General features: G+C 52.5%; 27 protein-coding genes. 21 read left to right on the top strand and 6 right to left on the bottom strand.

Translation table 11 applies throughout. The features are described 5' to 3' along the window. Positions 1-4 precede the first annotated feature (4 nt). From earP to dnaA, 4 genes are all read right to left on the bottom strand, one after another. Positions 5-1,177, bottom strand: coding sequence for an elongation factor P maturation arginine rhamnosyltransferase EarP (gene earP, locus SCT_RS01645; RefSeq protein WP_237759547.1), 1,173 nt, complete (start codon positions 1,175-1,177; stop codon positions 5-7). After that, positions 1,152-3,542 carry a DNA topoisomerase (ATP-hydrolyzing) subunit B gene (gene gyrB / locus SCT_RS01640; protein ID WP_059418190.1) on the bottom strand — a complete coding sequence of 797 codons (2,391 nt, stop codon included), beginning with the start codon at positions 3,540-3,542 and terminating at the stop codon, positions 1,152-1,154. Before gyrB ends, earP begins: the two co-directional genes overlap by 26 nt. A gap of 31 nt (positions 3,543-3,573) precedes the next feature. Continuing rightward, positions 3,574-4,695, bottom strand: a complete 1,122-nt coding sequence (gene dnaN / locus SCT_RS01635; RefSeq protein WP_059418187.1) for a DNA polymerase III subunit beta — start codon at positions 4,693-4,695, stop codon at positions 3,574-3,576. Between the two features lie 186 nt (positions 4,696-4,881). Beyond that, on the bottom strand, positions 4,882-6,210 hold the full coding sequence (gene dnaA / locus SCT_RS01630; protein ID WP_059418186.1) for a chromosomal replication initiator protein DnaA: 1,329 nt from the start codon (positions 6,208-6,210) through the stop codon (positions 4,882-4,884). A gap of 206 nt (positions 6,211-6,416) precedes the next feature. Here dnaA and rpmH point away from each other — a divergent pair, with 206 nt between their 5' ends. The 21 genes from rpmH (at position 6,417) to SCT_RS01535 (ending at position 25,462) form a co-directional block, all read left to right on the top strand. Further along, positions 6,417-6,551, top strand: a complete 135-nt coding sequence (gene rpmH, locus SCT_RS16600) for a 50S ribosomal protein L34 (protein ID WP_082098132.1) — start codon at positions 6,417-6,419, stop codon at positions 6,549-6,551. A 13-nt stretch (positions 6,552-6,564) separates the two neighbouring features. After that, positions 6,565-6,927, top strand: a complete 363-nt coding sequence (gene rnpA / locus SCT_RS01625) for a ribonuclease P protein component (protein WP_059418184.1) — start codon at positions 6,565-6,567, stop codon at positions 6,925-6,927. Further along, on the top strand, positions 6,927-7,136 hold the full coding sequence (yidD, locus tag SCT_RS16595; RefSeq protein ID WP_082098130.1) for a membrane protein insertion efficiency factor YidD: 210 nt from the start codon (positions 6,927-6,929) through the stop codon (positions 7,134-7,136). Before rnpA ends, yidD begins: the two co-directional genes overlap by 1 nt. 16 nt (positions 7,137-7,152) lie before the next feature. Beyond that, complete coding sequence (yidC, locus tag SCT_RS01620) at positions 7,153-8,793, top strand: membrane protein insertase YidC (RefSeq protein ID WP_059418182.1); 1,641 nt, start codon at positions 7,153-7,155, stop codon at positions 8,791-8,793. Then, a complete protein-coding gene (mnmE, locus tag SCT_RS01615; RefSeq protein ID WP_059418179.1) occupies positions 8,780-10,120 on the top strand; it encodes a tRNA uridine-5-carboxymethylaminomethyl(34) synthesis GTPase MnmE in 1,341 nt (446 codons plus the stop codon). The genes yidC and mnmE overlap by 14 nt, the downstream gene beginning before the upstream one ends. Positions 10,121-10,186: 66 nt before the next feature. Further along, complete coding sequence (mnmG, locus tag SCT_RS01610; RefSeq protein ID WP_059418177.1) at positions 10,187-12,085, top strand: tRNA uridine-5-carboxymethylaminomethyl(34) synthesis enzyme MnmG; 1,899 nt, start codon at positions 10,187-10,189, stop codon at positions 12,083-12,085. Further along, complete coding sequence (rsmG, locus tag SCT_RS01605) at positions 12,082-12,723, top strand: 16S rRNA (guanine(527)-N(7))-methyltransferase RsmG (protein WP_059418174.1); 642 nt, start codon at positions 12,082-12,084, stop codon at positions 12,721-12,723. Before mnmG ends, rsmG begins: the two co-directional genes overlap by 4 nt. A 9-nt stretch (positions 12,724-12,732) precedes the next feature. Further along, a complete protein-coding gene (locus SCT_RS01600; RefSeq protein WP_059418173.1) occupies positions 12,733-13,491 on the top strand; it encodes a ParA family protein in 759 nt (252 codons plus the stop codon). A 7-nt stretch (positions 13,492-13,498) separates the two neighbouring features. Beyond that, on the top strand, positions 13,499-14,347 hold the full coding sequence (locus SCT_RS01595; protein WP_059418171.1) for a ParB/RepB/Spo0J family partition protein: 849 nt from the start codon (positions 13,499-13,501) through the stop codon (positions 14,345-14,347). Positions 14,348-14,536: 189 nt separating this feature from the next. After that, positions 14,537-14,905 carry an ATP synthase subunit I gene (locus tag SCT_RS01590; protein WP_059418169.1) on the top strand — a complete coding sequence of 123 codons (369 nt, stop codon included), beginning with the start codon at positions 14,537-14,539 and terminating at the stop codon, positions 14,903-14,905. Further along, the gene (atpB, locus tag SCT_RS01585) at positions 14,906-15,769 is read left to right on the top strand and encodes a F0F1 ATP synthase subunit A (RefSeq protein ID WP_059418165.1); all 864 of its coding nucleotides are present in this window, start codon (positions 14,906-14,908) and stop codon (positions 15,767-15,769) included. Positions 15,770-15,813: 44 nt separating this feature from the next. Next, complete coding sequence (gene atpE / locus SCT_RS01580) at positions 15,814-16,047, top strand: F0F1 ATP synthase subunit C (protein WP_009207213.1); 234 nt, start codon at positions 15,814-15,816, stop codon at positions 16,045-16,047. Positions 16,048-16,084: 37 nt separating this feature from the next. After that, the gene (locus tag SCT_RS01575; RefSeq protein ID WP_059418160.1) at positions 16,085-16,555 is read left to right on the top strand and encodes a F0F1 ATP synthase subunit B; all 471 of its coding nucleotides are present in this window, start codon (positions 16,085-16,087) and stop codon (positions 16,553-16,555) included. 7 nt (positions 16,556-16,562) lie between these two features. Beyond that, on the top strand, positions 16,563-17,099 hold the full coding sequence (locus tag SCT_RS01570) for a F0F1 ATP synthase subunit delta (protein ID WP_059418158.1): 537 nt from the start codon (positions 16,563-16,565) through the stop codon (positions 17,097-17,099). An 8-nt stretch (positions 17,100-17,107) separates the two neighbouring features. Next, the gene (gene atpA, locus SCT_RS01565; RefSeq protein ID WP_059418152.1) at positions 17,108-18,643 is read left to right on the top strand and encodes a F0F1 ATP synthase subunit alpha; all 1,536 of its coding nucleotides are present in this window, start codon (positions 17,108-17,110) and stop codon (positions 18,641-18,643) included. A gap of 30 nt (positions 18,644-18,673) precedes the next feature. Continuing rightward, complete coding sequence (gene atpG, locus SCT_RS01560) at positions 18,674-19,537, top strand: F0F1 ATP synthase subunit gamma (protein ID WP_059418149.1); 864 nt, start codon at positions 18,674-18,676, stop codon at positions 19,535-19,537. 32 nt (positions 19,538-19,569) lie between these two features. Then, positions 19,570-20,946, top strand: a complete 1,377-nt coding sequence (gene atpD, locus SCT_RS01555; protein ID WP_059418144.1) for a F0F1 ATP synthase subunit beta — start codon at positions 19,570-19,572, stop codon at positions 20,944-20,946. 12 nt (positions 20,947-20,958) lie between these two features. Continuing rightward, positions 20,959-21,381 (top strand): F0F1 ATP synthase subunit epsilon, encoded by a 423-nt coding sequence (locus SCT_RS01550; RefSeq protein ID WP_059418142.1) that lies wholly within the window; start codon positions 20,959-20,961, stop codon positions 21,379-21,381. Positions 21,382-21,459: 78 nt separating this feature from the next. Further along, positions 21,460-22,839 (top strand): bifunctional UDP-N-acetylglucosamine diphosphorylase/glucosamine-1-phosphate N-acetyltransferase GlmU, encoded by a 1,380-nt coding sequence (gene glmU, locus SCT_RS01545; RefSeq protein WP_059418137.1) that lies wholly within the window; start codon positions 21,460-21,462, stop codon positions 22,837-22,839. 12 nt (positions 22,840-22,851) lie between these two features. Then, positions 22,852-24,684 (top strand): glutamine--fructose-6-phosphate transaminase (isomerizing), encoded by a 1,833-nt coding sequence (gene glmS / locus SCT_RS01540; protein ID WP_059418134.1) that lies wholly within the window; start codon positions 22,852-22,854, stop codon positions 24,682-24,684. A 13-nt stretch (positions 24,685-24,697) separates the two neighbouring features. After that, positions 24,698-25,462, top strand: a complete 765-nt coding sequence (locus SCT_RS01535; protein WP_059418129.1) for a ParA family protein — start codon at positions 24,698-24,700, stop codon at positions 25,460-25,462. An 11-nt stretch (positions 25,463-25,473) separates the two neighbouring features. Here the strand turns inward: SCT_RS01535 and SCT_RS01530 are convergent, their stop codons facing one another. Both SCT_RS01530 and SCT_RS01525 read right to left on the bottom strand, forming a co-directional pair. Beyond that, positions 25,474-26,262, bottom strand: coding sequence for a diguanylate cyclase (locus SCT_RS01530; protein WP_059418128.1), 789 nt, complete (start codon positions 26,260-26,262; stop codon positions 25,474-25,476). 60 nt (positions 26,263-26,322) lie between these two features. Continuing rightward, positions 26,323-26,982, bottom strand: a complete 660-nt coding sequence (locus tag SCT_RS01525) for a response regulator transcription factor (RefSeq protein WP_059418125.1) — start codon at positions 26,980-26,982, stop codon at positions 26,323-26,325. Positions 26,983-26,986: the final 4 nt, after the last annotated feature.

Raw genomic sequence — 26,986 nt, 5'->3', positions numbered from 1 at the left:
CCGATTATTTTAACTTATTATTACAAAATTTTACTAGATTTGTAGTCAAATCTTCTTTTTTTATCAGTCTGTTTGCCCATTCCTGGGCATGGTTTTCCAAAGCGGTACGGTGCCTCCATAGGCTTTCCCAATCCGGAACGCCCGATCCACCTCCGTTCCACGCCTCAAAAAATGAATTCAGTGCTGCTGCTGTTGGCTTGGGTAAGTCGGCACAATAACGATCCAGAAAGGCTCTCAGTTTTGGCCAATGCGCACCGGCTTCCTGAGGATATATTTGCCAGGCCATCGGTCGCGCAGCCCACTGGGCGCGGACAAAAGAATCTTCGCCCCGTACTAAATTGAAATTGCACGCCCACAAGAGCTTGTCATACCTATCCTGTTCCAGAAATGGCAAAACCCTGACAATAAGACTCCCATTTTGAAAAAGGTTCCCCTTTACCGGGAGGGGCTCCCCAAAAAAAGCGGATATTTGTGTAGTTGCCACCCCTTCCGGGATTATGCACATCACCGATGTTGCACCTTTTGCCCAGTCCGTGAATAGGCTTATCGCTGCATTGTTGTCATAGCAAAACAGGGAAATCCGGACTTCGTTTTTTTCGGGGATGGGGATGCCTAGTTCCTGCCAAAAGGCTGTATACAGTTGAGAGTCTGCCTTGAAAAGTGCCCGTTGCACCAGCCTGTTTTTTTCCACCAGCAAGCCTCCCGTACTTGGGGAAAACCCGGGGAAAAAGAAGTATTTGATCAGAGGTAATCTGGGGTGAGGGGAGGGGAGACCATGATGGCTGTCAACCCACCCTTCGGCACTAAGATATTCCAGATTTACCCAGGCATGCCTGCGTCCGCTCTTTGCCATAGAGGCCACATAAGCTGCCGGCAGTTCGCAGGCGAAGGCTTCTATCACCACATCCGCCGGCTCAACGGCCAAGTTGGATTCTGCCCACTTCCTTATTTCCACGCCACGGGAAACCTGTACCGGCGAGCGAGGGTCAATTTCTGGGTTAATCTTTTGAAAGCTCGTCAGGTCGTCTATCCAGAGACGGACCCTTAGGCCATGCTCGGCGACCAGTTGTCGGGCGAGCCTCCAGCAAACGCCAATATCACCGTAATTGTCGACTACGGCGCTGAAGATGTCCCATCTTGGTTCGGGATTATCAGATATCGAGGTTTCTTGCTCCAAGTGCGTTTTTTTCGATAAAAGCACGTCGTGGTTCTACCTGATCGCCCATCAAAGTGGTGAAAATTTCGTCTGCTGCTATCACGTCTTCAATCTGCACCCTAAGTAGCCTTCTTACCTGGGGATCCATGGTGGTTTCCCAAAGCTGTCCTGGGTTCATTTCGCCCAACCCTTTATAGCGCTGGATTCCCAAGCCGCGTTTCACTTCTTCCAGCAGCCAATCCATTGCAGCCTTAAACTCGCTTACAGGCTGGGATCGTTCTCCACGCTTGATGCTTGCCCCTTCTTTAAGCAAACCATGCAGCACTTGAGATGTTTTAAACAACTGTGCGTAGTCCCCGCTTTGCTGGAAATCCCGGTCCAGATAGCTGATCTGTAAATTGCCGTGCACCATCTTGCTTATCTTCAATCGGCAGTTTTCCGTTGCTTCGTCGTAGTAAGCCTCAACAGTATATTGCTCGTTAGCCAAGGCTTTTTTAAGCTGCTCCGCGCTCTCGTTCGCGGACGCAAGATCACTCAGGTCAAGTATGATATTTTTAAGCAGTGCGTAGAGGATTGGCTCTGCGATAATGCGGCTCAAGCGCTCGACAATCGCTTCGGCCAGAAGGAATTCTTTTGCCACTTCCTCTAGAGCGGCCTTGCTAATCGGTTCTTTGCCACCCTCCGTAACCAGTTCAGCCTCGCTCAACGCCATTTGCAGCATGTATTGCTTCAATTCATGGTCGTCCTTCAGGTAGCGTTCCTGCTTACCATGTTTGACCTTGTACAGCGGAGGCTGGGCTATGTAGATATGACCCCGTTCCACCAGTTCAGGCATTTGCCTGTAGAAAAAAGTGAGTAGCAGGGTGCGAATATGGGAACCATCCACATCCGCGTCGGTCATGATGATGATGCGGTGATAGCGCAATTTCTCTGCGGAGTATTCATCCTTGCCGATGCCTGTACCCAGAGCAACGATCAGAGTCGCGATTTCCTGGGAAGACACCAGTCGGTCGAAGCGGGCTCGCTCAACGTTGAGAATTTTTCCTTTCAGGGGAAGGATCGCTTGGAATTTCCTGTCCCTTCCCTGTTTTGCCGAGCCCCCAGCAGAATCTCCTTCTACCAGGTAAATTTCAGACAATGCAGGGTCTTTTTCCTGACAGTCGGCCAACTTGCCCGGCAAACCCATGCCGTCCAGCACGCCTTTTCGACGCGTTATTTCTCGTGCTTTTCGCGCCGCTTCTCGTGCACGCGCCGCATCAACAATTTTGCCACAAATAATTTTAGCGTCATTCGGGTTTTCCAGCATATATTCTGCAAGTTTCGCAGAAACGATTTCCTGTACTACTGGCATCACTTCGGAAGAAACCAATTTTTCCTTGGTCTGTGATGAAAATTTTGGATCAGGGATTTTTACTGATAATACGCATGTCAGTCCCTCGCGCATATCATCGCCGGCAGTTTCTACTTTTGCTTTCTTTGCCTGCTCGCTTTGTTCTATATACGTATTTAATGTACGTGTCATTGCGTTACGGAGTCCCGTCAAATGACTTCCTCCGTCACGCTGTGGGATGTTATTAGTAAAACATTGAACAGATTCCTGATAGGAGTCATTCCACTGCATTGCTACTTCCACAGTCATGCCGTCTTTTTCACCAATTGCATAAAAAACCTTGGGGTGCAGGACAGTTTTACTGCGGTTTACATATTCCACAAACCCCTTTACGCCACCACTAAAAGCAAAGTTATCGCTTTTCCCTGTTCTCTGGTCAACGAGTTCAATGTGCACGCCATTGTTAAGAAACGACAGTTCGCGCAATCGTTTAGCCAGAATCTCATAATGATATTCGACCAAACCAAATATTTCCTCATCTGCAATAAAATGCACATCAGTACCATGTTTTTCAGTCTGACCAACAAGCTTTAGTGGTTCGACTGGTACGCCACAACGAAACTCCATGGAATGCGTTTGCCCATCACGCCGAATAGTTAATTTCAGCCATTTTGAAAGGGCGTTGACGCAGGATACGCCTACACCATGCAACCCCCCTGAAACCTTGTATGAATTGCTGTCGAATTTTCCACCGGCATGCAACTCCGTCATGACGATTTCTGCCGCAGACCGCTTGAATTCGTCATCTTCCTTGATCCCAGTGGGAATCCCGCGGCCATTGTCATGTACGCTGATGGAATTATCCGGATGAATAACGACTTTTATTTCGTTGCAATGGCCGGCAAGTGCTTCATCTATGGCGTTGTCCACCACCTCAAATACCATATGGTGCAACCCTGAACCATCACTGGTATCTCCAATGTACATGCCGGGCCGTTTGCGCACGGCTTCCAGACCCTTCAGTATTTTGATGCTATCGGAAGTATATTCAGACATTATTTATGGGTTCCACGTGAAACAATTTATTTTAAATACGCATTGGCATGACAACATACTTGAAGCATTCATTATCGTGAATAGTGAATAAGCCGCTACTGTTGGCGTCACCAAACGAGAGAGTAATGGATGGGATGCTTAGATTAGTTAGAACATCCAGCAAGTAGTTGACGTTGAAACCTATATCCAGCGGTTCTCCACTATAGTTAACTTCAATTTCCTCTTGAGCTTCTTCCTGCTCATTATTGTTACAAATTATACGCAGGCTATTTTGTGTTAATACGAGCCTGACACCACGAAACTTTTCGTTGGATAAGATGGACGCACGCTGCAGAGATTGCAACAGGAGTATACGATCAATCTGAATGTGGTTCTGATAATCAGAGGGGATAACGCGATTATAATCTGGAAACTTTCCTTCTACTATTTTTGATACCAGAACAACGTTAGAAAAAGAGAAGCGAGTTTGATTTTGGCCAATTTCAATTGTTACTTCCTCATCGTTATCAGCAAGCAATTTGATTAATTCAATTACCGTTTTACGCGGGAGAATCACCTCTTGGGTCGATCCTTCTGCCATGTCCTCAGTATTTTCCAGGAGGGAACAAGCCATACCAAGTCGATGGCCATCTGTAGCCACAACCCTAATCAATTTGCTTTCTACCACTAACAATAACCCATTTAAATAATAGCGTATATCTTGTTGTGCCATTGCATACTGAACAAGATTGAGCAGATTTTTCAGGGTTTTTTGGGTTGTTTTTAAGTAAGACCTGTTTGCTCCTGAGGGAGCTAATATTGGAAAATCATTTGCCGGTAATGTTTGAAGGTTGAAGCGGCTTTTTCCAACTTTTATTTGCAGTCGCGAATCATCTTTTTCTAACGCAATTTTGGAATCCTCTGGAAATGCACGGCAGATATCCTGAAGTTTTTTTGCTGATGCTGTTACCGAAAAATCCGGGAGTTCATCCTGGCAAATGGATGTCGCTGTAATCTGTATTTCCAAGTCTGTGGCAATAACTGAAAGATTTTCCCCGTTTTTTTCTATCAGGATATTGGAAAGAATGGGAAGTGTATGCCGCCGTTCCACAATACCAATTACGGATTGAAGTGGCTTTAAGATGGCATCCCTGTTTGTTTGAATTAATAACATATATATATCCTAAGACTAATAGTAAGCCTAATCAATTACCGGTATAGTTAATATTTCTACTTATTAATCAACTTGTTATTATCTCAATAAGACTGTGGACAATCTCGCTGAGGCTTGTGGATTAAATGGGGTAAAAAATTTCCTTAAGTAAGGAAATAAGCTTTATCAACATTTGATCCATATGATTTAGCTACGCAGAATTTGCAACAATATTTCAAAGTCTCTGCTAATTGTAGGGTCGGAAATTTTTAATTCCGTAATCTTTCGGCATGCATGTATTACTGTTGAGTGGTCACGCCCACCGAATGCATCGCCTATTTCCGGATAACTCGATTGTGTAAGTTCTTTTGCGAGTGCCATAGCGACTTGTCGTGGTCGAGCTACATTTCTGGAGCGTTTCGGAGAGAACATTTCAGCAACTTTGATTTTATAGTAATCCGCAACGGTTTTTTGAATATTATCTAGTGAAACCTGACGATTTTGAACAGCCAGTAAATCCTTGAGGGCTTCTTTGGCCAATTCCAGGTTAATTGGATGTCCCGTGAATCGAGAATAAGCCAGAACTCGTTTTAGTGCGCCTTCCAGTTCACGCACATTAGAACGTATTTGTTTGGCGATGAAAAAAGCGACTTCTTCTTGTAATTTTATTTCTTCTGCTCTTGCTTTCTTTAGCAAGATTGCTACACGCATTTCCAGTTCTGGAGGCTCAATTGCAACGGTCAGTCCCCATCCGAAGCGGGATATGAGGCGATCTTCCATCCCCGCAATTTCTCTGGGAAAGGTATCGCAGGTGATGATTACCTGTTTGTGGTCTTCTATCAATGCGTTAAAAGCGTAAAAAAACTCTTCCTGGGTACGATTTTTGCCAGCAAAGAATTGAATGTCGTCAATTAACAGTAAATCCAGGGAGTGGTAATATCGTTTGAAATCATCAAAAGCTTTATGCTGGTAAGCACGCACTACGTCAGAAACATAGCGCTCTGCGTGTAGATAGCTGATTTTTGCCTTGCTGTTTTGTTCTTTAACCAGATTGCCGATTGCTTGTATTAAATGGGTTTTACCCAGCCCCACTCCGCCATAGACAAATAAAGGGTTGTAAGCGGTACCTGGATTTTCCGCGACTTGAATGGCGGCAGCCCGGGCAAGTTGGTTCGCTTTGCCGGTGACAAAATTGGAAAAAGTGAACAGAGGATTGAGGCGGGATTGATCAGGTTTTGTATTTTGTCGAACAGGTGTTTCCGTGGCAGCTATTATAGGTTGTGCCGTGTTTTTTTCAGGGGTGTCCGGCTGTGAAAGTACCAGTGTCAGCGGCTCGGAAAAATGGGATTCAGCCATTTCTTCGATGCGAGCCAGGAACTTATCTTTGATCCACTGCAGAATAAAGCGGTTTGGTGCAATCAGGCGAGGGATGCCGTCCGTTGAGTCGAACTTAAGCGGCTTGATCCAGGTATTGAATTGCTGGGGAGGCAGGTCTTCTTTAAATCTATTTAAGCAATCAAGCCAAAAACTTTCCATTGGGTAATCCAAATAGCTTCCATAAAATATTCGTTGGCGTTGTTTCGGTTAGGCGGCAAGGGGCGGGGGGCCCAACAGCAACTACGGATTCTATTCTTTTTGGATAAACTTATCCACAGGAAGGAAGTATAAATATCATTTGACAGAAACACCATAAAGATAGTCTAATTGCGCGTTTTAGCTAAACAAGTATTTGGGGTAACAAAATGAAACGGACTTATCAACCTTCTGTTGTTAAACGCAAACGCACCCATGGTTTCCGCGCACGGATGAAAACCAGCGGCGGTCGCGCCGTGATCAGAGCTCGTCGCGCCAAGGGACGGTCGAAGCTCAGCGTTTAGCTGTTGATTGGCAGTGCCTGCTATCTATGCTTTTCAGAAAAGCAAACGGTTAAAAGAAACGGATGAAATTTCATCCGTTTTTTCGTTTAAATGCCAGGTATATGGTGATTACTTACGCATACTGGCTAAACCGAATGAGCTGAATCACCCGCGTTTTACCGGGATTATCCGAAAAAAAACGGCAGCTCATGCGGTAACTAGGAATTACATCAAGCGCAGTCTGCGAGATATTTTCAGGCGGCACCAGAACCTATTTGACAGTTTGGATATTGTTGTTCTGGCACACAAAAGCTTTACCGGGAATGCGTTCCGTCAGGTAGAGGAAGAGTTCTTGCGGCTAATGGATGACCTGCAAAAAAGGTTGGTGCGAAGATAATGAAACAATTGTTTATCGGCTTGATCAGGGTTTACCAATACTTGATCAGCCCCTTGCTAGGGCCGCGTTGCCGATTTACACCGACTTGTTCCGAATATTCTTGCCAGGCATTAAGCAAGTTTGGCACTCTCAAGGGCGGCTGGCTTGGAATAAAAAGGCTTTGCCGTTGTCACCCCCGGCATCCGGGCGGATATGATCCGATACCCTAATTATGATTGAGGCAACATGGACACCCAGCGTCTGATACTTTTCATCGTTTTTTCCTTTTCCATTCTGATGTTATGGGATGCCTGGCAAAAGGAACAGCATCCTGCTCCGGTTGGCCAAATCACGCAAGAAAAAACGGAAATCGCACAAACACCTACTCCCACGGCGCGGGCGGTTGACGCGCCGACCAAGGATTCTGGTGGACCGCTGCAATCAGGAGAACGGGTAAAGGTACAAACAGATTTGATTTATGCCGAAATCGACACTCTTGGTGGCGACGTACGCAGGCTGGAACTGTTGAAGCACCATGACACCCAGGATAAAAGCAAAAATTTTGTCTTGCTGGAAGACGACCCGAAACAACTCTATATTGCTCAATCGGGCCTAATAGGCAATGATTTGCCAACTCATAAATCGCTGTTTTCTGCCGTAGCAACCCATTATAAACTCAGCGAGGGGGCGAATGAAGTACAAGTTAGATTGACTTGGGCGGGTGCGAACGGGATCAAGGTTGACAAAATTTTCACTTTTCGCAAGGGTAGCTACGTGGTTGATGTGACATACGAGATACTCAATGGCAGCCCAACCCGACTTGAGCCGCATGCCTATTTCCAGTTAGTGAGAAATGGCCAGCCCCCACTCGGCAATCCCAAGTTTGTCTCGACCTATACTGGGTTTGCTATTTACACCGAAAAAGATAAATTTAACAAAATCAGCTTCTCCGATATCGATAAGAATAAAGCGAGCTATCCGAAACAAAGTGATGACGGTTGGGTCGCCATGGTCCAGCATTATTTTCTTAGCTCATGGCTTCCTGCCAACCAGCCGCGTGAATATTATGCAAAAAAACTAGGGGAGGACCTTTACGACGTAGGGGTGGTTCTGCCGGTTGGCGCTATCGAGCCAGGAAGTATGAAAAAAATAACCGTGCCTCTTTATTCCGGACCACAGGAACAGGATCACCTAAGCAAGGTTGCGCCCGGTTTGAATCTTGTAGTTGATTACGGCATTCTGACAGTGATTTCGGCCCCACTGTTCTGGGTCTTGGCATGGCTTAACAAGCTGGTTCAAAACTGGGGGGTGGCGATTATTCTGCTGACCGTCCTTATTAAGTTGGCTTTCTATCCGCTGTCCGCAAAAAGCTACCGCTCCATGGCGCAAATGCGCGTGCTAGGACCTAAGCTGCAAAAACTCAAAGAGCAATATGGTGACGATCGCCAGCGTTTACATACGGCCATGATGGAGCTATACAAGACCGAGAAGGTCAACCCTTTGGGGGGGTGCCTGCCGGTCGTGGTGCAGATCCCGGTGTTTATCGCGCTTTACTGGGCGCTGCTGAATAGTGTGGAAATGCGCCAGGCACCATTCATGCTGTGGGTCCACGACCTGTCCGCTCCCGATCCCTATTACATCTTGCCGATCGTAATGGGGATCACCATGATCATCCAGACCAAGCTTAATCCGACGCCACCCGACCCTATCCAGGCCAAGGTGATGATGATCATGCCTATTGCGTTCAGCATTTTCTTCTTTTTCTTCCCCGCCGGCCTGGTCCTGTACTGGGTGGTGAACAACACGCTTTCGATTGCCCAGCAATGGTATGTCACGCATGGTGTTGAGCAGGCAAAAGCCGCCGCCAAGGGGCATGGTAAACACTGACACCATCGCCGCAATTGCTACTGCCCATGGCCGCGGCGGCATCGGTGTGGTTCGAATTTCTGGCGAAGATCTGCGGGATTTTTCGCTGAATATTCTGGGGAGAATTCCTGCTCCTCGCGTTGCGGCGCTGACCAATTTCCTGGCAGTGGATGGGGAGGTGATTGACCAGGGTATCGCCCTGTATTTCCCTGCCCCGCATTCCTATACTGGCCAGGATGTTCTCGAGCTGCAAGGCCACGGTGGCGATGCGGTGATGCACCGGTTGCTGGCCCGTTGCCTGGAATTGGCCGCGCGCCCCGCAGAGCCCGGAGAATTTACCCAACGTGCTTTTCTCAATGACAAGATGGATCTGGCTCAGGCGGAAAGCGTGGCCGACCTGATCGATGCGGCCACCATTGAGGCGGCCAAAACCGCAATGCGTTCTCTGCGCGGTGAATTTTCCCGCACAATCCACCAATTGGTGGATGCTCTGACCAGCCTGCGCATGCTGGTAGAGGCGACCCTGGACTTCCCGGAAGAAGAAATTGATTTCCTCGAGGAGTCCAATGCGCTAAACCAGCTAGCCGCTATAGATTCTCAGCTGGATAAGGTATTCCGTCAGGCAAATCAGGGCAGTTTACTGCGCGAAGGCTTACATATTGTCCTGATCGGGCAGCCAAATGTGGGTAAATCCAGTTTGCTTAACCAGCTTGCGGGCGAGGAAGTGGCAATCGTCACCCCCGTGGCGGGAACCACCCGTGATGCGATCCGTCAGCACATCGAAATCGAGGGGGTTGCCCTGCATTTCATCGACACTGCAGGGCTGCGCGACACCGATGATGAAGTAGAGGAAATCGGCATTGCCCGCACTTGGAGCGCGATTCAGCAAGCCAACGTGGCCTTGCTCTTGATCGATGCGGCGCAAGGAATCGTGCCGGCCGACTTGGAAATTATTGCCAAATTGCCGGCAGGCCTGCCGCTGCTTCGTGTATTCAACAAGGTCGACCTTCTCGGTGAAGAGCCCAGGGTGGATGCTTCTGGCGGCGTTGCGGATATTTATCTCTCAGCCAAGACTGGCGCTGGAATCGAACTGCTGCACGAGCATCTTCTGCGCGTCGTCGGCTGGCAGACCGGGGGCGAGGGTGTATTTATGGCGCGCGAACGCCATTTGAGCGCGTTGCGTGTAGCCAAGGAGCGATTGTCTCTTGCGGCTGCGTGTAAGGGCCGAGTTGAGTTTTTTGCTGAGGAGCTCAGATTGGCCCAGAACGCGCTTTCCAGTATAACGGGTGAGTTTACATCGGATGATTTGCTGGGCGAGATATTTTCCCGTTTCTGCATCGGAAAATAGCGTTTCACGTGAAACAATAGCCATTTTGGGTTATGATTCGCACTCATTTCGTACACCCGGTTGACCATGCTTTATCCCTCCCAATTTGATGTCATCGTGATCGGCGGCGGCCATGCCGGAACGGAAGCCGCGCTGGCCAGTGCCCGAATAGGCCTGAAAACGCTGTTGTTGACGCATAACATCGAAACTCTCGGTCAGATGTCGTGCAACCCCTCGATCGGCGGTATCGGCAAGGGCCATCTGGTGAAAGAGGTCGATGCCTTGGGTGGGGCCATGGCCGCGGCGACAGATGAAGCAGGAATCCAGTTTCGCATCCTCAATTCCAGCAAGGGTCCAGCAGTACGAGCAACGCGCGCGCAGGCAGACCGCGTTCTTTATCGGCAGGCGATCCGGGGTCGACTGGAGAATCAACCCAATCTGTGGTTGTTCCAGCAGGCGGTGGATGATTTGATTCTTGAGCGTGACCGTGTAGTGGGCGTGGTTACCCAGCTGGGTTTGCGCTTTCAGGCCAAGGCCGTGGTGTTGACGGCAGGCACGTTCCTGGCGGGCCTGGTCCATGTTGGACAATCGAATTACCAGGCCGGGCGCGCTGGGGATCCTCCCTCGATCACCTTGGCGCAACGACTGCGCGAGATTCAATTGCCAGTGAAGCGTTTCAAGACGGGTACTCCGCCGCGTATAGACGGCCGCAGTCTTGATTATTCAGTGATGGTGGAGCAGCCTGGCGATGACCCGGCGCCAGCATTTTCCTTTCTTGGTTCTTCCGCACAGCATCCGCGCCAATTGCCGTGCTGGATTACTCAGACCAATCTGCACACACATGACATCATCCGTGGCGGGCTGGACCGCTCGCCGCTTTACACGGGCGTGATCGAGGGAGTGGGGCCACGCTATTGTCCGTCTATCGAGGACAAGATCATGCGTTTTTCTGGCAAGGACTCACACCAGATTTTCGTTGAGCCGGAGGGGTTGAATACCCACGAAATCTATCCCAATGGGATATCCACCAGCCTGCCTTTCGATGTGCAGGTAGAACTGGTGCGGTCGATACAGGGCTTTGAAAATGCACATATTACTCGGCCAGGATACGCAATCGAGTATGATTTTTTCGACCCGCTCGGGCTGAAACACTCATTGGAAACCAAGGGAATTCAAGGACTGTTCTTCGCCGGCCAGATCAATGGCACCACCGGCTATGAAGAAGCCGCAGCGCAGGGGATCCTGGCGGGCATTAATGCCGGGTTATTGGCACAGGGTAAAGAAGCCTGGTATCCAAGCCGGGATCAGGCCTATCTCGGGGTGATGGTGGATGACCTGATTACCCGTGGCGTGGTTGAGCCTTATCGCATGTTTACCAGCCGTGCCGAATACCGGTTGATGTTGCGCGAAGACAATGCCGACCTGCGATTGACCGAAGCGGGGCGGATGCTGGGTGTGGTCGATGATGTGCGGTGGCAGAATTTCGTGGAAAAGAGGGAGGCTATCGCGCGCGAACAGGAACGCCTGAAAAGCGTCTGGGTGAACCCGAAGTTGTTGCCCCAGGACGATGCGGAAAGGGTGCTGGGCAAGGGTATCGAGCGTGAATATTCATTATTGGACTTGCTGCGCCGGCCGGATGTCAGCTACCGTGACTTGCTGACGTTGCCAGGCGCCGGTGTGGGGGTCGAGGACTCTAAGGTGGCCGAACAGGTTGAGATCCAGGCCAAGTACCAGGGTTACATCGCGCGTCAGCAGGAGGAGGTTGCCCGTCACCAGCATTATGAAGCCATGGTCCTGCCTCTGAGTCTAGATTACCGCGAGGTGCATGGACTATCCATAGAAGTGCAGCAGAAGCTTAACCAGCACAAGCCAGAAACGCTGGGGCAGGCCGGGCGTATTTCCGGGGTGACACCCGCTGCGATTTCGGTACTGCTGGTTTACTTAAAACGCGGCCAGAGCATTAGTGACGACAAGAAAAGCGCATGAGTCTGGAAGAAAAATTAGCCGGTGGCCTGGTGGAAATGGGTCTTGATTTAGAACCGGCGACGCGATCGCGCTTGCTGAATTATGTCGCGCTCATGCAGAAATGGAACAAGGTTTATAACCTGACGGCCGTGCGTGACCCGGATAAAATGGTAACTCAGCATTTGCTCGATAGTCTGGCGGTTTTGCCACACATCGTCGGGCGCCGAGTCATCGACGTCGGGACTGGGCCCGGTCTGCCGGGAATCCCGCTGGCGCTGGCGAATCCAGCGCTGGAAGTTACCCTGCTGGACAGCAACCATAAGAAAACCAGTTTTCTACGGCAGGCCTGTCTGGAGTTAGGCCTGAATAATACCACGGTAGTCTGCGAACGGGTTGAGTCCTGGCGGCCGGAAGAAAAATACGATGTGGTGATTTCCAGGGCATTTTCCGATTTGGCCGAGTTCGCCAGCCTGGCGCTGCATTTATGTGGTGATTCGGGGCTAATGCTGGCAATGAAGGGGGTTTACCCCCATGAAGAGTTGACTCGATTGCCGGCTACGGTTGTATTGCAGGGCGTAGAGCCGCTCAAGGTGCCGGGCCTGGATGCTGAACGGCATCTGGTATTGCTGCGACCGATCAAAATGGAAGCAATGGGTTAGGGTGAGGTGATGGCAAAAGTACTCGCAATTACAAATCAAAAAGGCGGGGTGGGGAAAACCACCACCACGGTCAATCTTGCGGCCAGCCTGGCGGCAACCAAGCGCCGTGTGCTGCTGATCGACCTCGACCCGCAAGGCAACGCCACTATGGGTTGCGGTGTCGACAAAATGGCCCTGACGCAGACGGTATACCATGTGCTGCTGGAGGAAAAGAGCATCGCGGAGGTGCGCGTCACCAACACCTGCGGCAAGTTTGACCTGATCCCTGCCAACCGCGAATTGGCAGGTGCGGAGGTCGAACTGGTGGATTTGCCACACCGGGAAAAGCGTCTCAAGAACGCCCTAGCGAACATTGAGGCAGATTATGATTTTGTGCTGATCGACTGCCCCCCGGCACTCAACCTGCTTACAGTGAACGGTCTTTGTGCTGCGCATGCGGTGATGATCCCGATGCAGTGCGAATATTACGCCCTGGAGGGATTGAGCGATCTGGTGCAGACCATCAAGCGGGTACGTGCCAGCCTTAACCCACAACTGGAAATCGAGGGGCTGCTGCGGACCATGTTCGATCCGCGCAATACCTTGGCGCAGCAGGTTTCGGAGCAGCTGCAACGACATTTCGGCGATAAGGTATACCGTACTGTGATTCCGCGTAATGTGCGGCTGGCGGAAGCGCCCAGCTATGGTGTGCCGGTGTTGTATCACGACAAAACATCGAAAGGCGCGCAGGCGTATTTGGCGCTGGCTGGCGAACTGGTAAGAAAGTGAGAGGGAAATGGTAAAAATGAAGGGATTGGGGCGCGGTCTTGACGCGCTGTTGGCTGGCGACAGCGAAGAAAATAATAAAGATACGCTACAAAACCTGAAGCTGGATCAGCTCCAGCCCGGAAAATATCAGCCGCGTACCCATATGGATCAGGAATCACTGGCTGAGTTGGCCGAGTCCATCAAATCCCAGGGGATCATGCAGCCGATACTGGCAAGAGCGCTGATTGCGGGTAACTATGAAATCATTGCCGGCGAGCGGCGCTGGCGCGCAGCCCGCCTCGCAGGGTTGGCAGATGTGCCGGTGCTGGTGCGGGTAGTGGCGGATGAGGCGGCATTGGCAATGTCGCTGATCGAGAATATTCAGCGTGAGAACCTCAATCCGCTGGAGGAGGCTACGGGAATCCAGCGCCTGATTAACGAGTTTGATATGACCCACCAGCTCGCCGCTGAAGCGGTAGGGCGATCGCGTAGCGCGGTAAGCAATCTGCTGCGCCTGCTCAATCTGGCAGCGCCAGTGCAGGAGCTGCTGATGCATAATCAACTCGACATGGGGCATGCCAGAGCGTTACTAAGTCTGCCTAATGTGGGACAAATTACGGTGGCCAATGAGATTGTGGGCAAAGGCTTGTCAGTGCGCGAAGCGGAAAGGCTGGTTCAGCGTCAGCAACAACCGGCGGACTCGAAGCCCAAGGCCAAGCCGGACCGGGATATTTTAAGGCTACAGGAAGACTTGGCGGAAAAACTGGGCGCCATAGTAACGCTAAAAACACAAAATAAGGGCCGGGGCAAACTGATCATTAATTACGATAGCTTGGAGCAACTGGACGATATTATTGGCCGACTGAGCGAAAGGTGATGTGTAGAAATTCTTATGGGCATATAAGAATATAATTATTTGCCTATGTATTAAATTGCCTGTAATCTGATGTTTAGGTCCTAAATGAAATGCCCGGCTGAGCGAGCATTCTGCAATGCCCTTAAATTGACGAGCGGGTCAAGGAGGGATTAAAATCGCGTCTCTTTAATTTCTGACTGCGATTGGCAAATGGGCGTAGCTTACGGAGCGGTCGGTGTGCAGGCTGTTACGGTAATACTTGGCGCATCGTTGTTGTTAATCTGGCAGGGAAGAAGTGTTGCTGTTGCGGCATTTTTTGGTGGCGCGGTAGCTGTGGCGAATGCGCTGTTTTTGATCTGGTGCATGCGTGCCGGTGCGCAGCGGCCAGTGCAGGAAGCGCGTCAGGAACTGGCTTGGCTGGTACGCTTCAGCATGGAACGTTTTTTGATGGTCGCGCTGCTGATAGTGGCGGGATTGGGATGGTTGAAGCTGATGCCGGTGCCTTTGCTGATCGGTTTTGTTCTGGGGCAGATGACCCTGGTATTTTCGACAATATTCAGTGGAATAGAGAAACAATAAATGTCTGCAGAAACACTCACATCTTCAGAATATATCAGGCACCACTTGCAGAATCTGACTTTTGGCAAGCTGTCAGATGGTTCCTTGGGTATTGCGCGAAGTGCAGAGCAGGCTAAGGAAATGGGGTTCTGGGCCATAAACCTGGATACCATGTTTTTTTCCTTTGTCCTTGGCGCACTATTCTTGTTCTTTTTTTCGCGTGCAGCTCAAAAAGCTTCGGCGGGAGTGCCTAATGGACTGCAGAATTTCGTAGAATGGATCATTGAATTCATTGATACCAGCGTGCGGGGTTCGTTTACCGCAAGAAATAACATGGTGGCGCCTCTCGCCCTGACAATTTTCGCCTGGATCCTGTTAATGAATCTGATGGATCTGCTGCCCATTGATTATCTGCCCTTAATCGCCCATGCGGCCGGTATTCCATTCCTAAAAATTGTTCCCACGACCGATCCCAATGCCACCTTCGGCATGTCTATCGGGGTATTTGTGCTGGTAGTGTATTACAGCATCAAGATGAAGGGCCTGGGCGGATTTGTGGGCGAATTAACGCTGCAACCCTTCGGTAAATATGGTTTGCCTGCCAACATCTTCCTGGAGGGCGTGAACCTGATTGCCAAGCCGATCTCTCTGGCTCTGCGGTTGTTTGGCAACATGTACGCGGGTGAAATGATCTTCATCCTGATCGCGCTCATGGGCGCCTCCTGGGCGAGCGTCACCTTTGGCAGCACGCTGCTGTTCGGTTCGCAGATCGTGCTATCTCTGGGATGGGCAATTTTCCACATTCTGATCGTGACGCTACAAGCGTTCATTTTCATGACGCTGACCGTGGTTTACCTAGATATGGCTCATCAGGAACACCATTAAGTTATTCGAACCCCTTATTTTTTAAATTAACCAGGAGATACACAATGGAACATGCACTGCTTTTCATCGCTGGCGCGATCATGATGGGTCTGGGCGCACTGGGTGCGGCAGTCGGTATCGGTATTTTGGGTGGGCGCTTCCTTGAAGGCGCTGCTCGTCAGCCCGAGCTGATTCCGATGTTGCGTACCCAGTTCTTCGTGGTCATGGGTCTGGTTGATGCGGTGCCGATGATTGCGGTTGGTATCGCCATGTACGTCCTGTTTGCGGTTGCAGGCTAAGGCGGATAGTCATTCTTAATACAAGAAAGGTTCATGCATGAATATCAATGCAACCCTTCTCGGGCAAACGATCATGTTCATCATGTTCGTCTGGTTCTGCATGAGGTTCGTCTGGCCGCCCATTATGCAGGTGTTGACCGCTCGTAAGCAGGTGATCGCTGATGGATTGGCCGCCGGTGAACGCGGAAAGCACGAACTGGAGTTGGCCTCCCGTCGTGCTACTGAGGGCATGCATGAGGCCAAGCAGAAAGCGGCTGATGTGATCGCCCTGGCAGAGAAGCGCGCAACCCAGATCATCGAGGAAGCCAAAGAGCATGCCAAGGAAGAAGGCGACCGCCTCGTTGCTGGAGCCAAGGCGGAAATTGAGCAGGAAGTTCATCGGGCCAAGGAAAGTTTGCGCCAGCAGGTAGCCGATCTGGCGATAGCCGGTGCGGAGAAAATCCTTCGTCGCGAAATAGATGCCAAGGTTCACGCCGAGCTCCTGGCGTCAATCAAGAGCGAGCTATAGAGACATCATGGCAGAAGTCACTACCATAGCCAGACCCTATGCTGAAGCGGTTTACCGCATCGCCGAGCAGGGTGGCACACTCGACAAGTGGTCGCAGATGCTGGAGTTTGCGTCAACGGTTGTTAGCGACCCGCAGATGCAGGCGCTGATCGGCAACCCCCGGCTGACGGCGGAACAGCAGAGAAACGTGTTTCTCTCCGTGTGCGAAAAGAGTCTCGATGCACAAGGCGTAAACATGGTGCAACTGCTGCTGGAGAATGGACGGCTTACTTTGCTGCCGGTGATCCGCGAGCAGTTCGAGCTGCTTCGGGCACTGCACGGCGGCGTCATGGACACCGAGATTTTCAGTGCCTATCCCCTGAGCAACGCAGAGAAAGAAGATTTAGTGCGTCGTCTGGAAGCCAAATACAAGCGCAAAGTTGAGGCGACCGTAACCCTGGACCCCGAACTTATCGGCGGCATCAGAATCGTGGCGGGAGACGTCGTAATTGACGCGTCGGTGCGCGGCCAATTACAAAACATGGCGTTTACGCTCAATAGTTAGGAGAGATCATGCAGTTGAATCCTTCAGAGATCAGTGAGCTGATCAAGAGCAAAATCGAAAACCTGGCCACCACGGCCGAGGCGCGTAATCAGGGCACGGTAGTGTCGGTTACCGACGGTATCGTCCGGGTTCATGGCCTGAGTGACGCAATGCAGGGCGAAATGCTGGAGTTTCCCGGCAACACCTTCGGTCTGGCTCTCAACCTTGAGCGCGACTCGGTCGGCGCCGTGGTATTGGGCGAATACGAGCACATTACAGAAGGCGACACCGTCAAGTGTACCGGCCGCATCCTGGAGGTGCCGGTCGGCGAAGCGCTGATGGGCCGCGTGGTGAACTCATTGGGTCAGCCGATCGACGGCAAGGGGCCGATCCACACCACCGAAAAATCCCCAATTGAAAAGATTGCTCCCGGTGTTATCGCTCGCCAGTCTGTGTCCCAACCAGTACAAACTGGCCTCAAGTCGATCGACGCCATGGTACCGATTGGCCGCGGCCAGCGTGAACTGATTATTGGCGATCGTCAAACCGGCAAAACCGCCGTGGCTGTGGATGCTATCATCAACCAGAAGGGCACCGGGGTAATCTGCATCTACGTGGCTATCGGCCAGAAAGCGTCGAGTATTATCAACGTGGTGCGCAAGCTGGAAGAACACGGAGCCATGGGCCACACCATCGTAGTGGCCGCAACCGCCTCCGACTCGGCGGCAATGCAGTACATCGCACCCTATTCAGGTTGCTCGATGGGCGAATATTTCCGCGACCGTGGTCAGGACGCTCTGATCATTTATGACGACCTCACCAAGCAGGCTTGGGCCTATCGCCAGATTTCCCTGTTGCTGCGGCGTCCCCCTGGTCGCGAGGCTTACCCGGGTGATGTGTTCTACTTGCACTCCCGTCTGCTCGAGCGCGCTGCGCGCATCAACGCGGAAGACGTGGAAAAGCGTTCCGGGGTAAAAGGCAAGACCGGCTCACTCACCGCGCTGCCGATCATCGAAACTCAGGCCGGCGACGTCTCGGCGTTCGTTCCGACCAACGTGATTTCTATTACCGACGGTCAGATTTTCCTGGAAACCGATTTGTTCAACGCCGGCATTCGTCCCGCAATCAACGCCGGTCTTTCCGTGTCCCGCGTCGGTGGTGCGGCGCAGACCAAGGTGATCAAGAAGCTGGGCGGCGGAATTCGTATGGCGCTGGCGCAGTACCGCGAGCTTGCCGCTTTCGCCCAGTTTGCCTCCGATCTTGACGAGGCAACCCGCAAGCAGCTGGAACGCGGAAAAATGGTTACCGAGCTGATGAAGCAGGCCCAGTTCGCTCCGATGACCGTGGCGGACACGGCGCTCACTTTGTTTGCCGTGAACAAGGGTTATCTTGACGATGTCGACGTGAAAAAAGCGCTGGCCTTTGAGGCTGCTTTGCACGCTTTCATCAAGAGCAAGTACGGCGCGTTGCGAGACAAGATCGAAGAAACCAAGGAAATGGACGCTGAAGCAGAAAAAGCATTGAGCGCGGCGATCGATGATTTCAAAGCCAGTGCCGTTTATTGAGCGCAGACGAATTCACAGCGGAGTTGACTGATGGCTGGCGGTAAAGAAATTCGGACCAAGATCAAGAGCGTCCAGAATACCCAGAAGATAACCCGAGCCATGGAAATGGTTGCGGCCTCCAAAATGCGCAAGGCGCAGGATCGGATGCGTGCGGCCAGGCCCTATGCGGAGAAAATTCGTAATGTAGCGGCACACTTGAGCCATGCCAACCCGGAATACAAACATCCTTTTCTGGTAAAGCGTGAGAACCCGAGCCGCATCGGGGTGATCGTGGTGACCTCTGATAAGGGGTTGTGCGGCGGCCTGAACACCAACGTCCTGCGCATGACCCTAGCCAGGATGAAGGAATGGGAAGGCGGCAAGCATGGCGTTGAGGTTTGCGCCATAGGCAACAAGGCTCTTGGTTTCATGCAGCGCATTGGCGCCAGTGTTCTGTCACAGGCGACGCACCTGGGCGATACGCCGCACATGGAAAAGCTGATCGGGCCGGTTAAGTTGATGCTGGATGCCTATAATGATGGCCGCATCGACGCGTTGCATATCTGTTTCACCCGCTTCGTCAATACCATGAAGCAGGAGCCGGTGATGGAGCAGCTTCTGCCCATTAGTGGTGAAGCGTTGGGAAGCGCAAGCGGCCATTGGGATTATATTTATGAGCCAGATGCAAAGCAGGTCATTGACGAGCTGCTGGTGCGGTATATCGAGACCCTGATTTATCAGTCAGTGGCTGAAAATATTGCCTCCGAGCAAAGCTCACGGATGGTGGCGATGAAGGCGGCCTCGGATAATGCCGGGAACGTGATAGACGAACTCAAGCTGATTTATAACAAAACTCGTCAGGCAGCCATCACCAAGGAACTATCCGAGATCGTCGCGGGCGCCGCAGCGGTTTAATCGAATGAATTGTATTTATTAAGGAAGTGATGATGAGCCAAGGTAAAATCGTGCAGATTATCGGTGCGGTGGTTGACGTAGAGTTCCCGCGCGAATCTCTGCCCAAAGTTTACGATGCGCTGAAGCTGCCTGATGTGGGCCTGACACTGGAAGTGCAGCAGCAACTGGGCGATGGCGTGGTGAGAACTATTGCAATGGGCACAACGGACGGTTTACGCCGCGGTATGGAAGTAACCAATACCGGTGCGCCTATTTCCGTACCGGTGGGTACCAAGACCCTAGGCCGTATCATGGACGTATTGGGTAACCCGATCGACGAGTTGGGCCCGATTGGTAATGAACATAGCTGGGCAATTCATCGCAAGGCCCCCGCCTTTGATGAGCTGTCACCCTCGACCGAGCTGCTCGAAACCGGTATCAAGGTGATCGACCTGATTTGCCCGTTCGCCAAAGGCGGCAAGGTTGGTCTGTTTGGCGGCGCTGGCGTGGGCAAGACCGTGAACATGATGGAGCTGATTCGCAACATCGCGGTCGAGCACAGCGGTTATTCGGTTTTCGCTGGTGTCGGCGAGCGCACCCGCGAGGGCAACGACTTCTATCATGAAATGAAAGAAGGCGGTGTGCTGGATAAAGTGTCACTGGTCTACGGCCAGATGAACGAACCGCCTGGCAACCGTCTGCGCGTAGCCTTGACCGGCCTCACCATGGCGGAATTCTTCCGCGACGAAGGCCGCGATGTGCTGCTGTTCGTGGACAATATTTACCGCTTTACGCTGGCCGGCACGGAAGTGTCCGCGCTGCTGGGCCGTATGCCTTCCGCGGTGGGCTACCAGCCCACCCTGGCGGAGGAAATGGGCCGCTTGCAGGAGCGCATTACCTCGACCAAGAAAGGTTCAATTACTTCTATCCAGGCCGTATATGTGCCTGCGGATGATTTGACCGATCCGTCTCCGGCCACCACCTTTGCCCACCTGGACGCAACCGTGGTGTTGTCGCGGCAAGTGGCGGAACTGGGCATCTATCCAGCGGTCGACCCTCTCGATTCCACCTCCCGCCAGCTCGATCCGCTGGTGGTGGGTGAGGAGCATTACAACGTTGCCCGTGGCGTGCAGTCGACGCTGCAGCGCTACAAAGAGTTGCGTGACATCATTGCGATTCTGGGCATGGATGAGCTTGCTCCGGAAGACAAGCTGGCGGTATCTCGTGCACGTAAAATTCAGCGCTTCCTGTCCCAGCCGTTCTTCGTTGCCGAGGTGTTTACCGGCTCCCCCGGCAAGTTTGTGTCACTCAAGGATACGCTCGCGGGCTTCAAGGGCATCGTCAACGGTGATTACGATCATTTGCCGGAACAGGCCTTCTACATGGTTGGCACCATCGACGAAGTCGTGGAAAAAGCAAAAACCATTTAAGGCAAATCAACCATGGCAATGACAATGCATGTGGACGTGGTCAGTGCGGAACGTTCGCTTTTCTCCGGAGTGGTAGAATTCCTCGTTGCTCCGGCGGCAATGGGAGAAGTGGGTATTTACCCACGTCACGCGCCGATGATTACCAAAATCAAGGCGGGCTCGGTTCGTCTCAAGTTGCCTGACCGCGACGAAGAAGAACTGATCTACGTTTCCGGTGGCTTGCTCGAGGTTCAACCCTCGGTGGTGACCATACTTGCTGACACCGCGGTCCGGGGCAGAGATCTGGATGAGGTGAAGGCAATGGAAGCCAAGCAACGAGCTGAGGAGGCCATGCGTGATCGCACGGCGTCGATCGATTACGCTCAGGCCCAAGCCGAGTTGGCCCAGGCCATTGCCCAGTTACATGCGATTCAACGACTGCGCAAGCAGAGGTAATGCTTGTGCGAGTGGGTCGGTAGTGTTGAAATGGCAGCCTTCTAGGGCTGCCATTTTTTTTATAGGCAAAACAAACTCATGATATCCAAACTTAACATCGTTATATTGGCGGCTGGAAAAGGTTCGCGCATGCACTCAGCCCGCCCGAAGGTTCTGCACCCGCTTGCAGGCCGTCCTCTACTCGGGCATGTTATCAATGCCGCGCGAGAACTTGACCCGGCAAAATTGCTGGTGGTTTATGGGCATGGTGGTGAGGCCGTGCCGCAGACATTCGCTGACAGCGACATCACCTGGGTCAATCAGGTGCAGCAACTTGGAACCGGACATGCCTTACAGCAGGCGGCGGCAGAGTTGGATGATGACGGGGTGACCCTGATTCTGTATGGTGACGTGCCGCTGATCTCCGTCAGTACTCTACGTAACCTGCTTGACTCAATGAATGGAGATTCGGTTGGCTTGCTGACGGTACCGTTACCGGACCCGGAGGGGTACGGCCGAATCCTGCGCGATGCGCAAGGCCAGGTGAAATCCATTGTAGAGCACAAAGATGCGAATGAGGCGGAGCGCGCCATACATGAAGTGAATACGGGCATCATGGCACTACCCAATGCTCAGATGAAAAAATGGCTTAGTGCTTTGCGCAACGACAATGCCCAGGGAGAGTACTATTTAACTGACGTTATCGCCATGGCCGTGGTTGATGGCGTGAGAGTGAATGCTCGCCACCCTGGCCACCACTGGGAGGTGATAGGGGTAAACAGCGCCGCTCAGTTGGCGCATCTGGAACGTCTGCACCAGCATGAAGTTGCCACCAGGCTGATGGAGCGAGGCGTAAGGTTGATGGATCCAAAGCGCATCGACGTGCGTGGCGAATTGGTCTGTGGCCGAGATGTCAGCATCGACGTCAACTGCGTTTTTGAAGGCAAGGTGGTTTTGGGCGATAATGTCACCGTTGCCGCCAACTGCGTACTGCGTGATGTCAGTGTCGGAGAGGGGACCCAGATTGCGCCATTCAGCCTGATTGAAGAGGCGCAAATCGGTGACAATGGACGTATCGGACCGTTTGCCCGTATCCGTCCTGGTACCGTACTGGCAGAAGAAGTGCACATCGGCAACTTCGTTGAGTTGAAGAACAGCCAGGTTGACCGTGGCAGCAAGATCAACCACCTGAGTTACATAGGCGATACCACGGTAGGGAAAAACGTGAATATCGGCGCCGGTACTATTACCTGCAACTACGATGGCGCCTACAAGCACCGGACGGTTATCGAGGACGACGCGTTTATCGGTTCGGACACCCAACTGGTAGCCCCGGTCACCGTAGGCAAGGGTGCGACCATCGGCGCGGGAACGACGATCACCAGAGATGCGCCGGCGGAGCAACTTACTCTGTCGCGAGCAAAGCAGGTTACAATCCCAGGCTGGAAACGGCCTCAAAAAAACAAACCTTCTCCCTGACGGAGTCTAGATATGTGTGGAATCATCGGAGCGGTCGCACAGCGCAATGTTGTGCCTATCCTGCTGGAAGGCTTGAGGCGGCTGGAATATCGCGGCTACGATTCGGCGGGTCTGGCCGTGGTGATCGATGGCGGGCTCACTCGGGTGAGGAAGCCCGGCCGCGTAGCTGAGCTGGAAGCGGAAATCAAAACCCAGAAAACACATGGCAGCCTGGGCATTGCCCATACTCGCTGGGCGACTCATGGCATACCCAGCGAACGCAATGCCCACCCCCATGTCAGTGAGGAATCACTTGCCGTGGTGCACAATGGCATTATCGAAAACCACGAAGCGTTGCGCCAGCGGTTAAGCGAAATCGGTTACCAATTCACTTCCGATACCGACACCGAAGTCATCGTCCATTTGATTCATTTTCATTTCCATCAGGAAAAAGACCTGTTCCAGGCTACCCGCAAGGCTGTCACCGAACTCAAGGGTACGTACGCGATAGGTGTGATCTGTGCCGCTGAGCCAAATCGACTGGTGTGCGCGCGCGAGGGCAGTCCGCTGTTGATCGGTGTCGGCATCGAGGAGCACTTCATCGCTTCCGATGTTTCGGCATTACTCCCGGTTACGCAAAAAGTGGTTTACCTGGAAGAGGGTGACGTGGCGGATATCGGCCTGCTCGACTTCAGGATTGTTGACCGCAATGGCGAGCCAGTATCCAGGCCGGTACAAATCAGCGAACTCAGCGCGGACCGGGCGGAGCTGGGCGGTTACCGGCACTACATGCAAAAAGAAATTTTCGAGCAGCCTCGCGCTTTGGCCGAAACCCTGGAAGAGGCGCTGAGCCATGGTGACCTCAACCCGACAATATTTGGTGATCACGCGAGCAAAGTGCTCAGCGTAATCGACAGTGTAACCATCATTGCTTGCGGTACCAGTTATCACGCCGCAATGGTGGCACGCTACTGGATTGAGAGTGTTGCGGGAATTCCATGCAACGCTGAAGTGGCGAGCGAATACCGCTACCGTGACAGTGTGCCCAATCCCAATGCGCTAATCGTGACCATTTCCCAGTCGGGCGAAACGGCGGACACCCTGGCAGCGCTAAAGCATGCCAAATCCCTCGGCCATGTACATAGCCTGTCTATTTGTAATGCCCCTGAAAGCGCTCTGGTACGCGAATCAGGTCTACGCTTTCTGACTCGTGCTGGCCCTGAAATTGGTGTTGCCTCTACCAAAGCTTTCACCACCCAACTGACCGCATTGCTTTTGCTGGCACTGGTGTTGGGCAAGCTGCGCGGCCGCATCAGCGCCGCGCAGGAAACAGCGCACCTCGATGCGCTGCGCCACTTGCCTGCGATGGTCAACCAAGTGCTGCTGCTCGAGCCGCAGATCGAGCTTTGGGCGGAGCGCATGGCATTCAAGCAGCATGCCCTGTTTCTTGGGCGTGGATTGCATTATCCGATCGCCATGGAAGGCGCGCTAAAGCTGAAGGAAATCTCCTACATCCATGCTGAAGCCTATCCTGCAGGCGAACTGAAGCATGGCCCGCTGGCACTTGTCGACAGCGACATGCCGGTTGTCGCGATCGCACCCAACGATGCCTTGCTGGAAAAACTGAAATCCAACCTGCAGGAGGTCCGCGCTCGCGGCGGCGAGCTGTACGTGCTTGCTGATCAGGATAGCCAGATGCAAGCACAGGAAGGCGTCCACCTGATCAAACTGCCGGAGCATGCCGGACTGCTGAGCCCGATTTTGCACACGGTGCCGCTACAGTTGCTGGCCTATCATGCCGCCTTGCAAAAAGGAACCGACGTGGACAAGCCAAGAAATCTGGCAAAATCCGTCACAGTGGAATAGTGAGGGCAAAAATATGGCGGTGATAGCGGTCTTCAACCAGAAAGGCGGAGTGGGTAAAACCACTACCACCCTGAATCTGGCGGCCGCCTTGGCGCACTTGGAAAAGCGGCCGATCGTGATTGATCTCGACCCTCAGGCGCATCTGACACTTTCATGCGGAGTCCGCGCAGAAAACCGGGATGAGACTGTCGCGGCGTTTTACCGCGATGAGACTCCGTTGGCTAGCCTGGTGCGTGAGGTCGCTGACGGAATGCGGCTGATTCCAGGCCATCTGGAGTTGTCGAAAATCGATGCGCTATACGGAAAAAGCACCAGCATTGCATCGCGCCTGCGCGAGGGCCTGCAGGAAAGCCTGGCATGGGAGGACAGTCCGATTTTGATCGACTGCTGCCCGATGCTAGGCGTGTTGTCTTTGAATGCGATTTTTGCTGCAGACCGGGTGCTGATCCCGGTGTCAGCCGATTATCTTTCCATGCAGGGGGTAGAGCGGCTGGATGCCGCATTAAACGTTCTGGAGAGAGGTCTGAAGCGCAAAATCGAACGCAAGGTGGTGGTGACCCGTTTCGATTCTCGCAGAAAGTTTTCCCGTCACGTTTATGAACAGTTGAGGGAGCGCTACGGCGACGTCTTGTGCGAAACCCGCATCGCGGAAAACGTCAGCTTGGCGGAAAGCCCGGAGCATGGCAAGAGCGTGTTTGGTTTCGCCCCCCACAGCCAGGGGGCAAAAGACTATTTTGCGTTGACAGCAGAATTGCTTGAAAAAGGTTTTATTCAGTAGCGAGATGCGGCCTATTCTGGAATTTCCGGGTAAACGTCGTCAAGCCGGTCTAGCAAGGCATTGACGTTTTCTTCATCGATCGCTTCGGCGACATTGTAAAGTAGCTGGATTTCCCCCCCCACATCCAGGTTTTCTTCACGCAAGGCTCTTTGCAGGCGGTCTGCAGTCAGTCTGGCGTTTTCCAATGCGGTTTCCGGCAGAATCGCCAGGAATTGACCATCCTTGTAGTTTCCTACGACATCCATCACGCGTAGGTGAACTCGCAGCATGTCCGCAATCTGATGGAGTTGCTCCCGACCGGCATTCGGAAATTTAAGCAGGAGCAAGCTGAATTTTTGCTGGTAGCGCTTCATCCGGGAAATCTCTTCCTCGATGCGGCGCGACATGGAAAGACGGGTATACAGGCCGGTTTGTGGGTTGAAGAATGCCTGGTCGGGCGTGGATTCAAGTGGCGTGAAGGCAGGGCGGCGAAACAGGACCAGCACGCAGATTTTCCCATCGATTTGACGACAGGCTGCTTGCGCCTCAAAGGCGGTGCTATCGTGTTCGCCATTCAAAGGAATAACGAGCTGCCGCGCGCTGGATAGAGCGGCCAGTAGTTCTTCCCTTTTTTCGGCCAGATCCGGGTAAACGGAGGTTAGCTGTAAGCCTATGCAGTGAGGGGAGATGCCAAATTCGCTGATTCGGCCACTCAGAAAAACGACGTTGAGCTGGGAATCAGCCAACAGATACGCCACTTCGTCCAGCTCGGTCAACGCAGCAAGCACAGGAACCTGGTGGGATGGCGGAATATTCAACATAAGGCTTTCTCGTGAGACAGGCAGGAAACCATTATAACAACAGCCCGGGGCTGGGGCAGTCTACGCTGCGCCAGACTTTCTGCTGATGCCATGTTTCAGGGCAAAGGTGGCGACCTGCACGCGGTTGTCGAGTCCGAGCTTTTCCAGGATGCTACCCAAGTGGTTGCGTACGGTGTTGTCCGAAAGGCCCAGTTCGTCGCCTATGGCCTTGTTGCTCTTGCCGTGCGCAACCAGGCCGACGATTTCCAGTTCGCGGGTTGAAAGCTTGCTGCTCGCATCCGATGTCAGCTTACCCTGCATGGTTTCATCCATGACGGGAGAATGAGGTAACCCAGAACCTCGTGCGACAGTAGATATCGCCTGAAGAATCTGAGCCGGTTCGCTGGTTTTGGATACGTAGCCGTCAACACCACACTCTATGGCCTCCCGGATTTCGTGGGCTTCATCCGCAACGGTCAGCATGATTACCTTGATGCCGAATCGCTTCAGTTCGGGAACAAGAGTCAGGCCGTCTTCGTCACGCAAGTTACGATCCAGCAAGGCAACTTCCGCACGCCCGCCGTTCCGCAACCAGTCGAGGACGCCGCCTATTTCGGCAAACTGCCCGGCAACAGTGATTCCTGCTTCACGGGCCTCGAGCAGGTGCGACAACCCTTTGCGAAACAGCGGGTGGTCGTCGATCAGAATGACGGAGATGCTCATGGCAGGCAGGTTAGACATTCCC

Source organism: Sulfuricella sp. T08, assembly GCF_000971475.1.
In the GTDB taxonomy this organism is placed as follows: Bacteria; Pseudomonadota; Gammaproteobacteria; order Burkholderiales; family Sulfuricellaceae; genus Sulfuricella.
This window is presented reverse-complemented; position numbering and strand designations above follow the sequence as displayed.

Excerpts from the sequence above, each read along its gene's own strand:
- yidC (WP_059418182.1), top strand. The coding sequence starts at position 7,153 with ATGGACACCCAGCGTCTGATACTTTTCATCGTTTTTTCCTTTTCCATT.
- SCT_RS01535 (WP_059418129.1), top strand. The coding sequence starts at position 24,698 with ATGGCGGTGATAGCGGTCTTCAACCAGAAAGGCGGAGTGGGTAAAACC.
- dnaN (WP_059418187.1), bottom strand. The coding sequence starts at position 4,695 with ATGTTATTAATTCAAACAAACAGGGATGCCATCTTAAAGCCACTTCAA.
- SCT_RS01595 (WP_059418171.1), top strand. The coding sequence starts at position 13,499 with ATGGTAAAAATGAAGGGATTGGGGCGCGGTCTTGACGCGCTGTTGGCT.
- atpB (WP_059418165.1), top strand. The coding sequence starts at position 14,906 with ATGTCTGCAGAAACACTCACATCTTCAGAATATATCAGGCACCACTTG.
- SCT_RS01550 (WP_059418142.1), top strand. The coding sequence starts at position 20,959 with ATGGCAATGACAATGCATGTGGACGTGGTCAGTGCGGAACGTTCGCTT.
- SCT_RS01530 (WP_059418128.1), bottom strand. The coding sequence starts at position 26,262 with ATGTTGAATATTCCGCCATCCCACCAGGTTCCTGTGCTTGCTGCGTTG.
- gyrB (WP_059418190.1), bottom strand. The coding sequence starts at position 3,542 with ATGTCTGAATATACTTCCGATAGCATCAAAATACTGAAGGGTCTGGAA.
- atpA (WP_059418152.1), top strand. The coding sequence starts at position 17,108 with ATGCAGTTGAATCCTTCAGAGATCAGTGAGCTGATCAAGAGCAAAATC.
- SCT_RS01575 (WP_059418160.1), top strand. The coding sequence starts at position 16,085 with ATGAATATCAATGCAACCCTTCTCGGGCAAACGATCATGTTCATCATG.
- rpmH (WP_082098132.1), top strand. The coding sequence starts at position 6,417 with ATGAAACGGACTTATCAACCTTCTGTTGTTAAACGCAAACGCACCCAT.
- atpD (WP_059418144.1), top strand. The coding sequence starts at position 19,570 with ATGAGCCAAGGTAAAATCGTGCAGATTATCGGTGCGGTGGTTGACGTA.
- SCT_RS01525 (WP_059418125.1), bottom strand. The coding sequence starts at position 26,982 with ATGTCTAACCTGCCTGCCATGAGCATCTCCGTCATTCTGATCGACGAC.
- SCT_RS01590 (WP_059418169.1), top strand. The coding sequence starts at position 14,537 with ATGGGCGTAGCTTACGGAGCGGTCGGTGTGCAGGCTGTTACGGTAATA.
- dnaA (WP_059418186.1), bottom strand. The coding sequence starts at position 6,210 with ATGGAAAGTTTTTGGCTTGATTGCTTAAATAGATTTAAAGAAGACCTG.
- rsmG (WP_059418174.1), top strand. The coding sequence starts at position 12,082 with ATGAGTCTGGAAGAAAAATTAGCCGGTGGCCTGGTGGAAATGGGTCTT.
- mnmE (WP_059418179.1), top strand. The coding sequence starts at position 8,780 with ATGGTAAACACTGACACCATCGCCGCAATTGCTACTGCCCATGGCCGC.
- glmS (WP_059418134.1), top strand. The coding sequence starts at position 22,852 with ATGTGTGGAATCATCGGAGCGGTCGCACAGCGCAATGTTGTGCCTATC.
- SCT_RS01600 (WP_059418173.1), top strand. The coding sequence starts at position 12,733 with ATGGCAAAAGTACTCGCAATTACAAATCAAAAAGGCGGGGTGGGGAAA.
- SCT_RS01570 (WP_059418158.1), top strand. The coding sequence starts at position 16,563 with ATGGCAGAAGTCACTACCATAGCCAGACCCTATGCTGAAGCGGTTTAC.
- atpG (WP_059418149.1), top strand. The coding sequence starts at position 18,674 with ATGGCTGGCGGTAAAGAAATTCGGACCAAGATCAAGAGCGTCCAGAAT.
- yidD (WP_082098130.1), top strand. The coding sequence starts at position 6,927 with ATGAAACAATTGTTTATCGGCTTGATCAGGGTTTACCAATACTTGATC.
- glmU (WP_059418137.1), top strand. The coding sequence starts at position 21,460 with ATGATATCCAAACTTAACATCGTTATATTGGCGGCTGGAAAAGGTTCG.
- atpE (WP_009207213.1), top strand. The coding sequence starts at position 15,814 with ATGGAACATGCACTGCTTTTCATCGCTGGCGCGATCATGATGGGTCTG.
- mnmG (WP_059418177.1), top strand. The coding sequence starts at position 10,187 with ATGCTTTATCCCTCCCAATTTGATGTCATCGTGATCGGCGGCGGCCAT.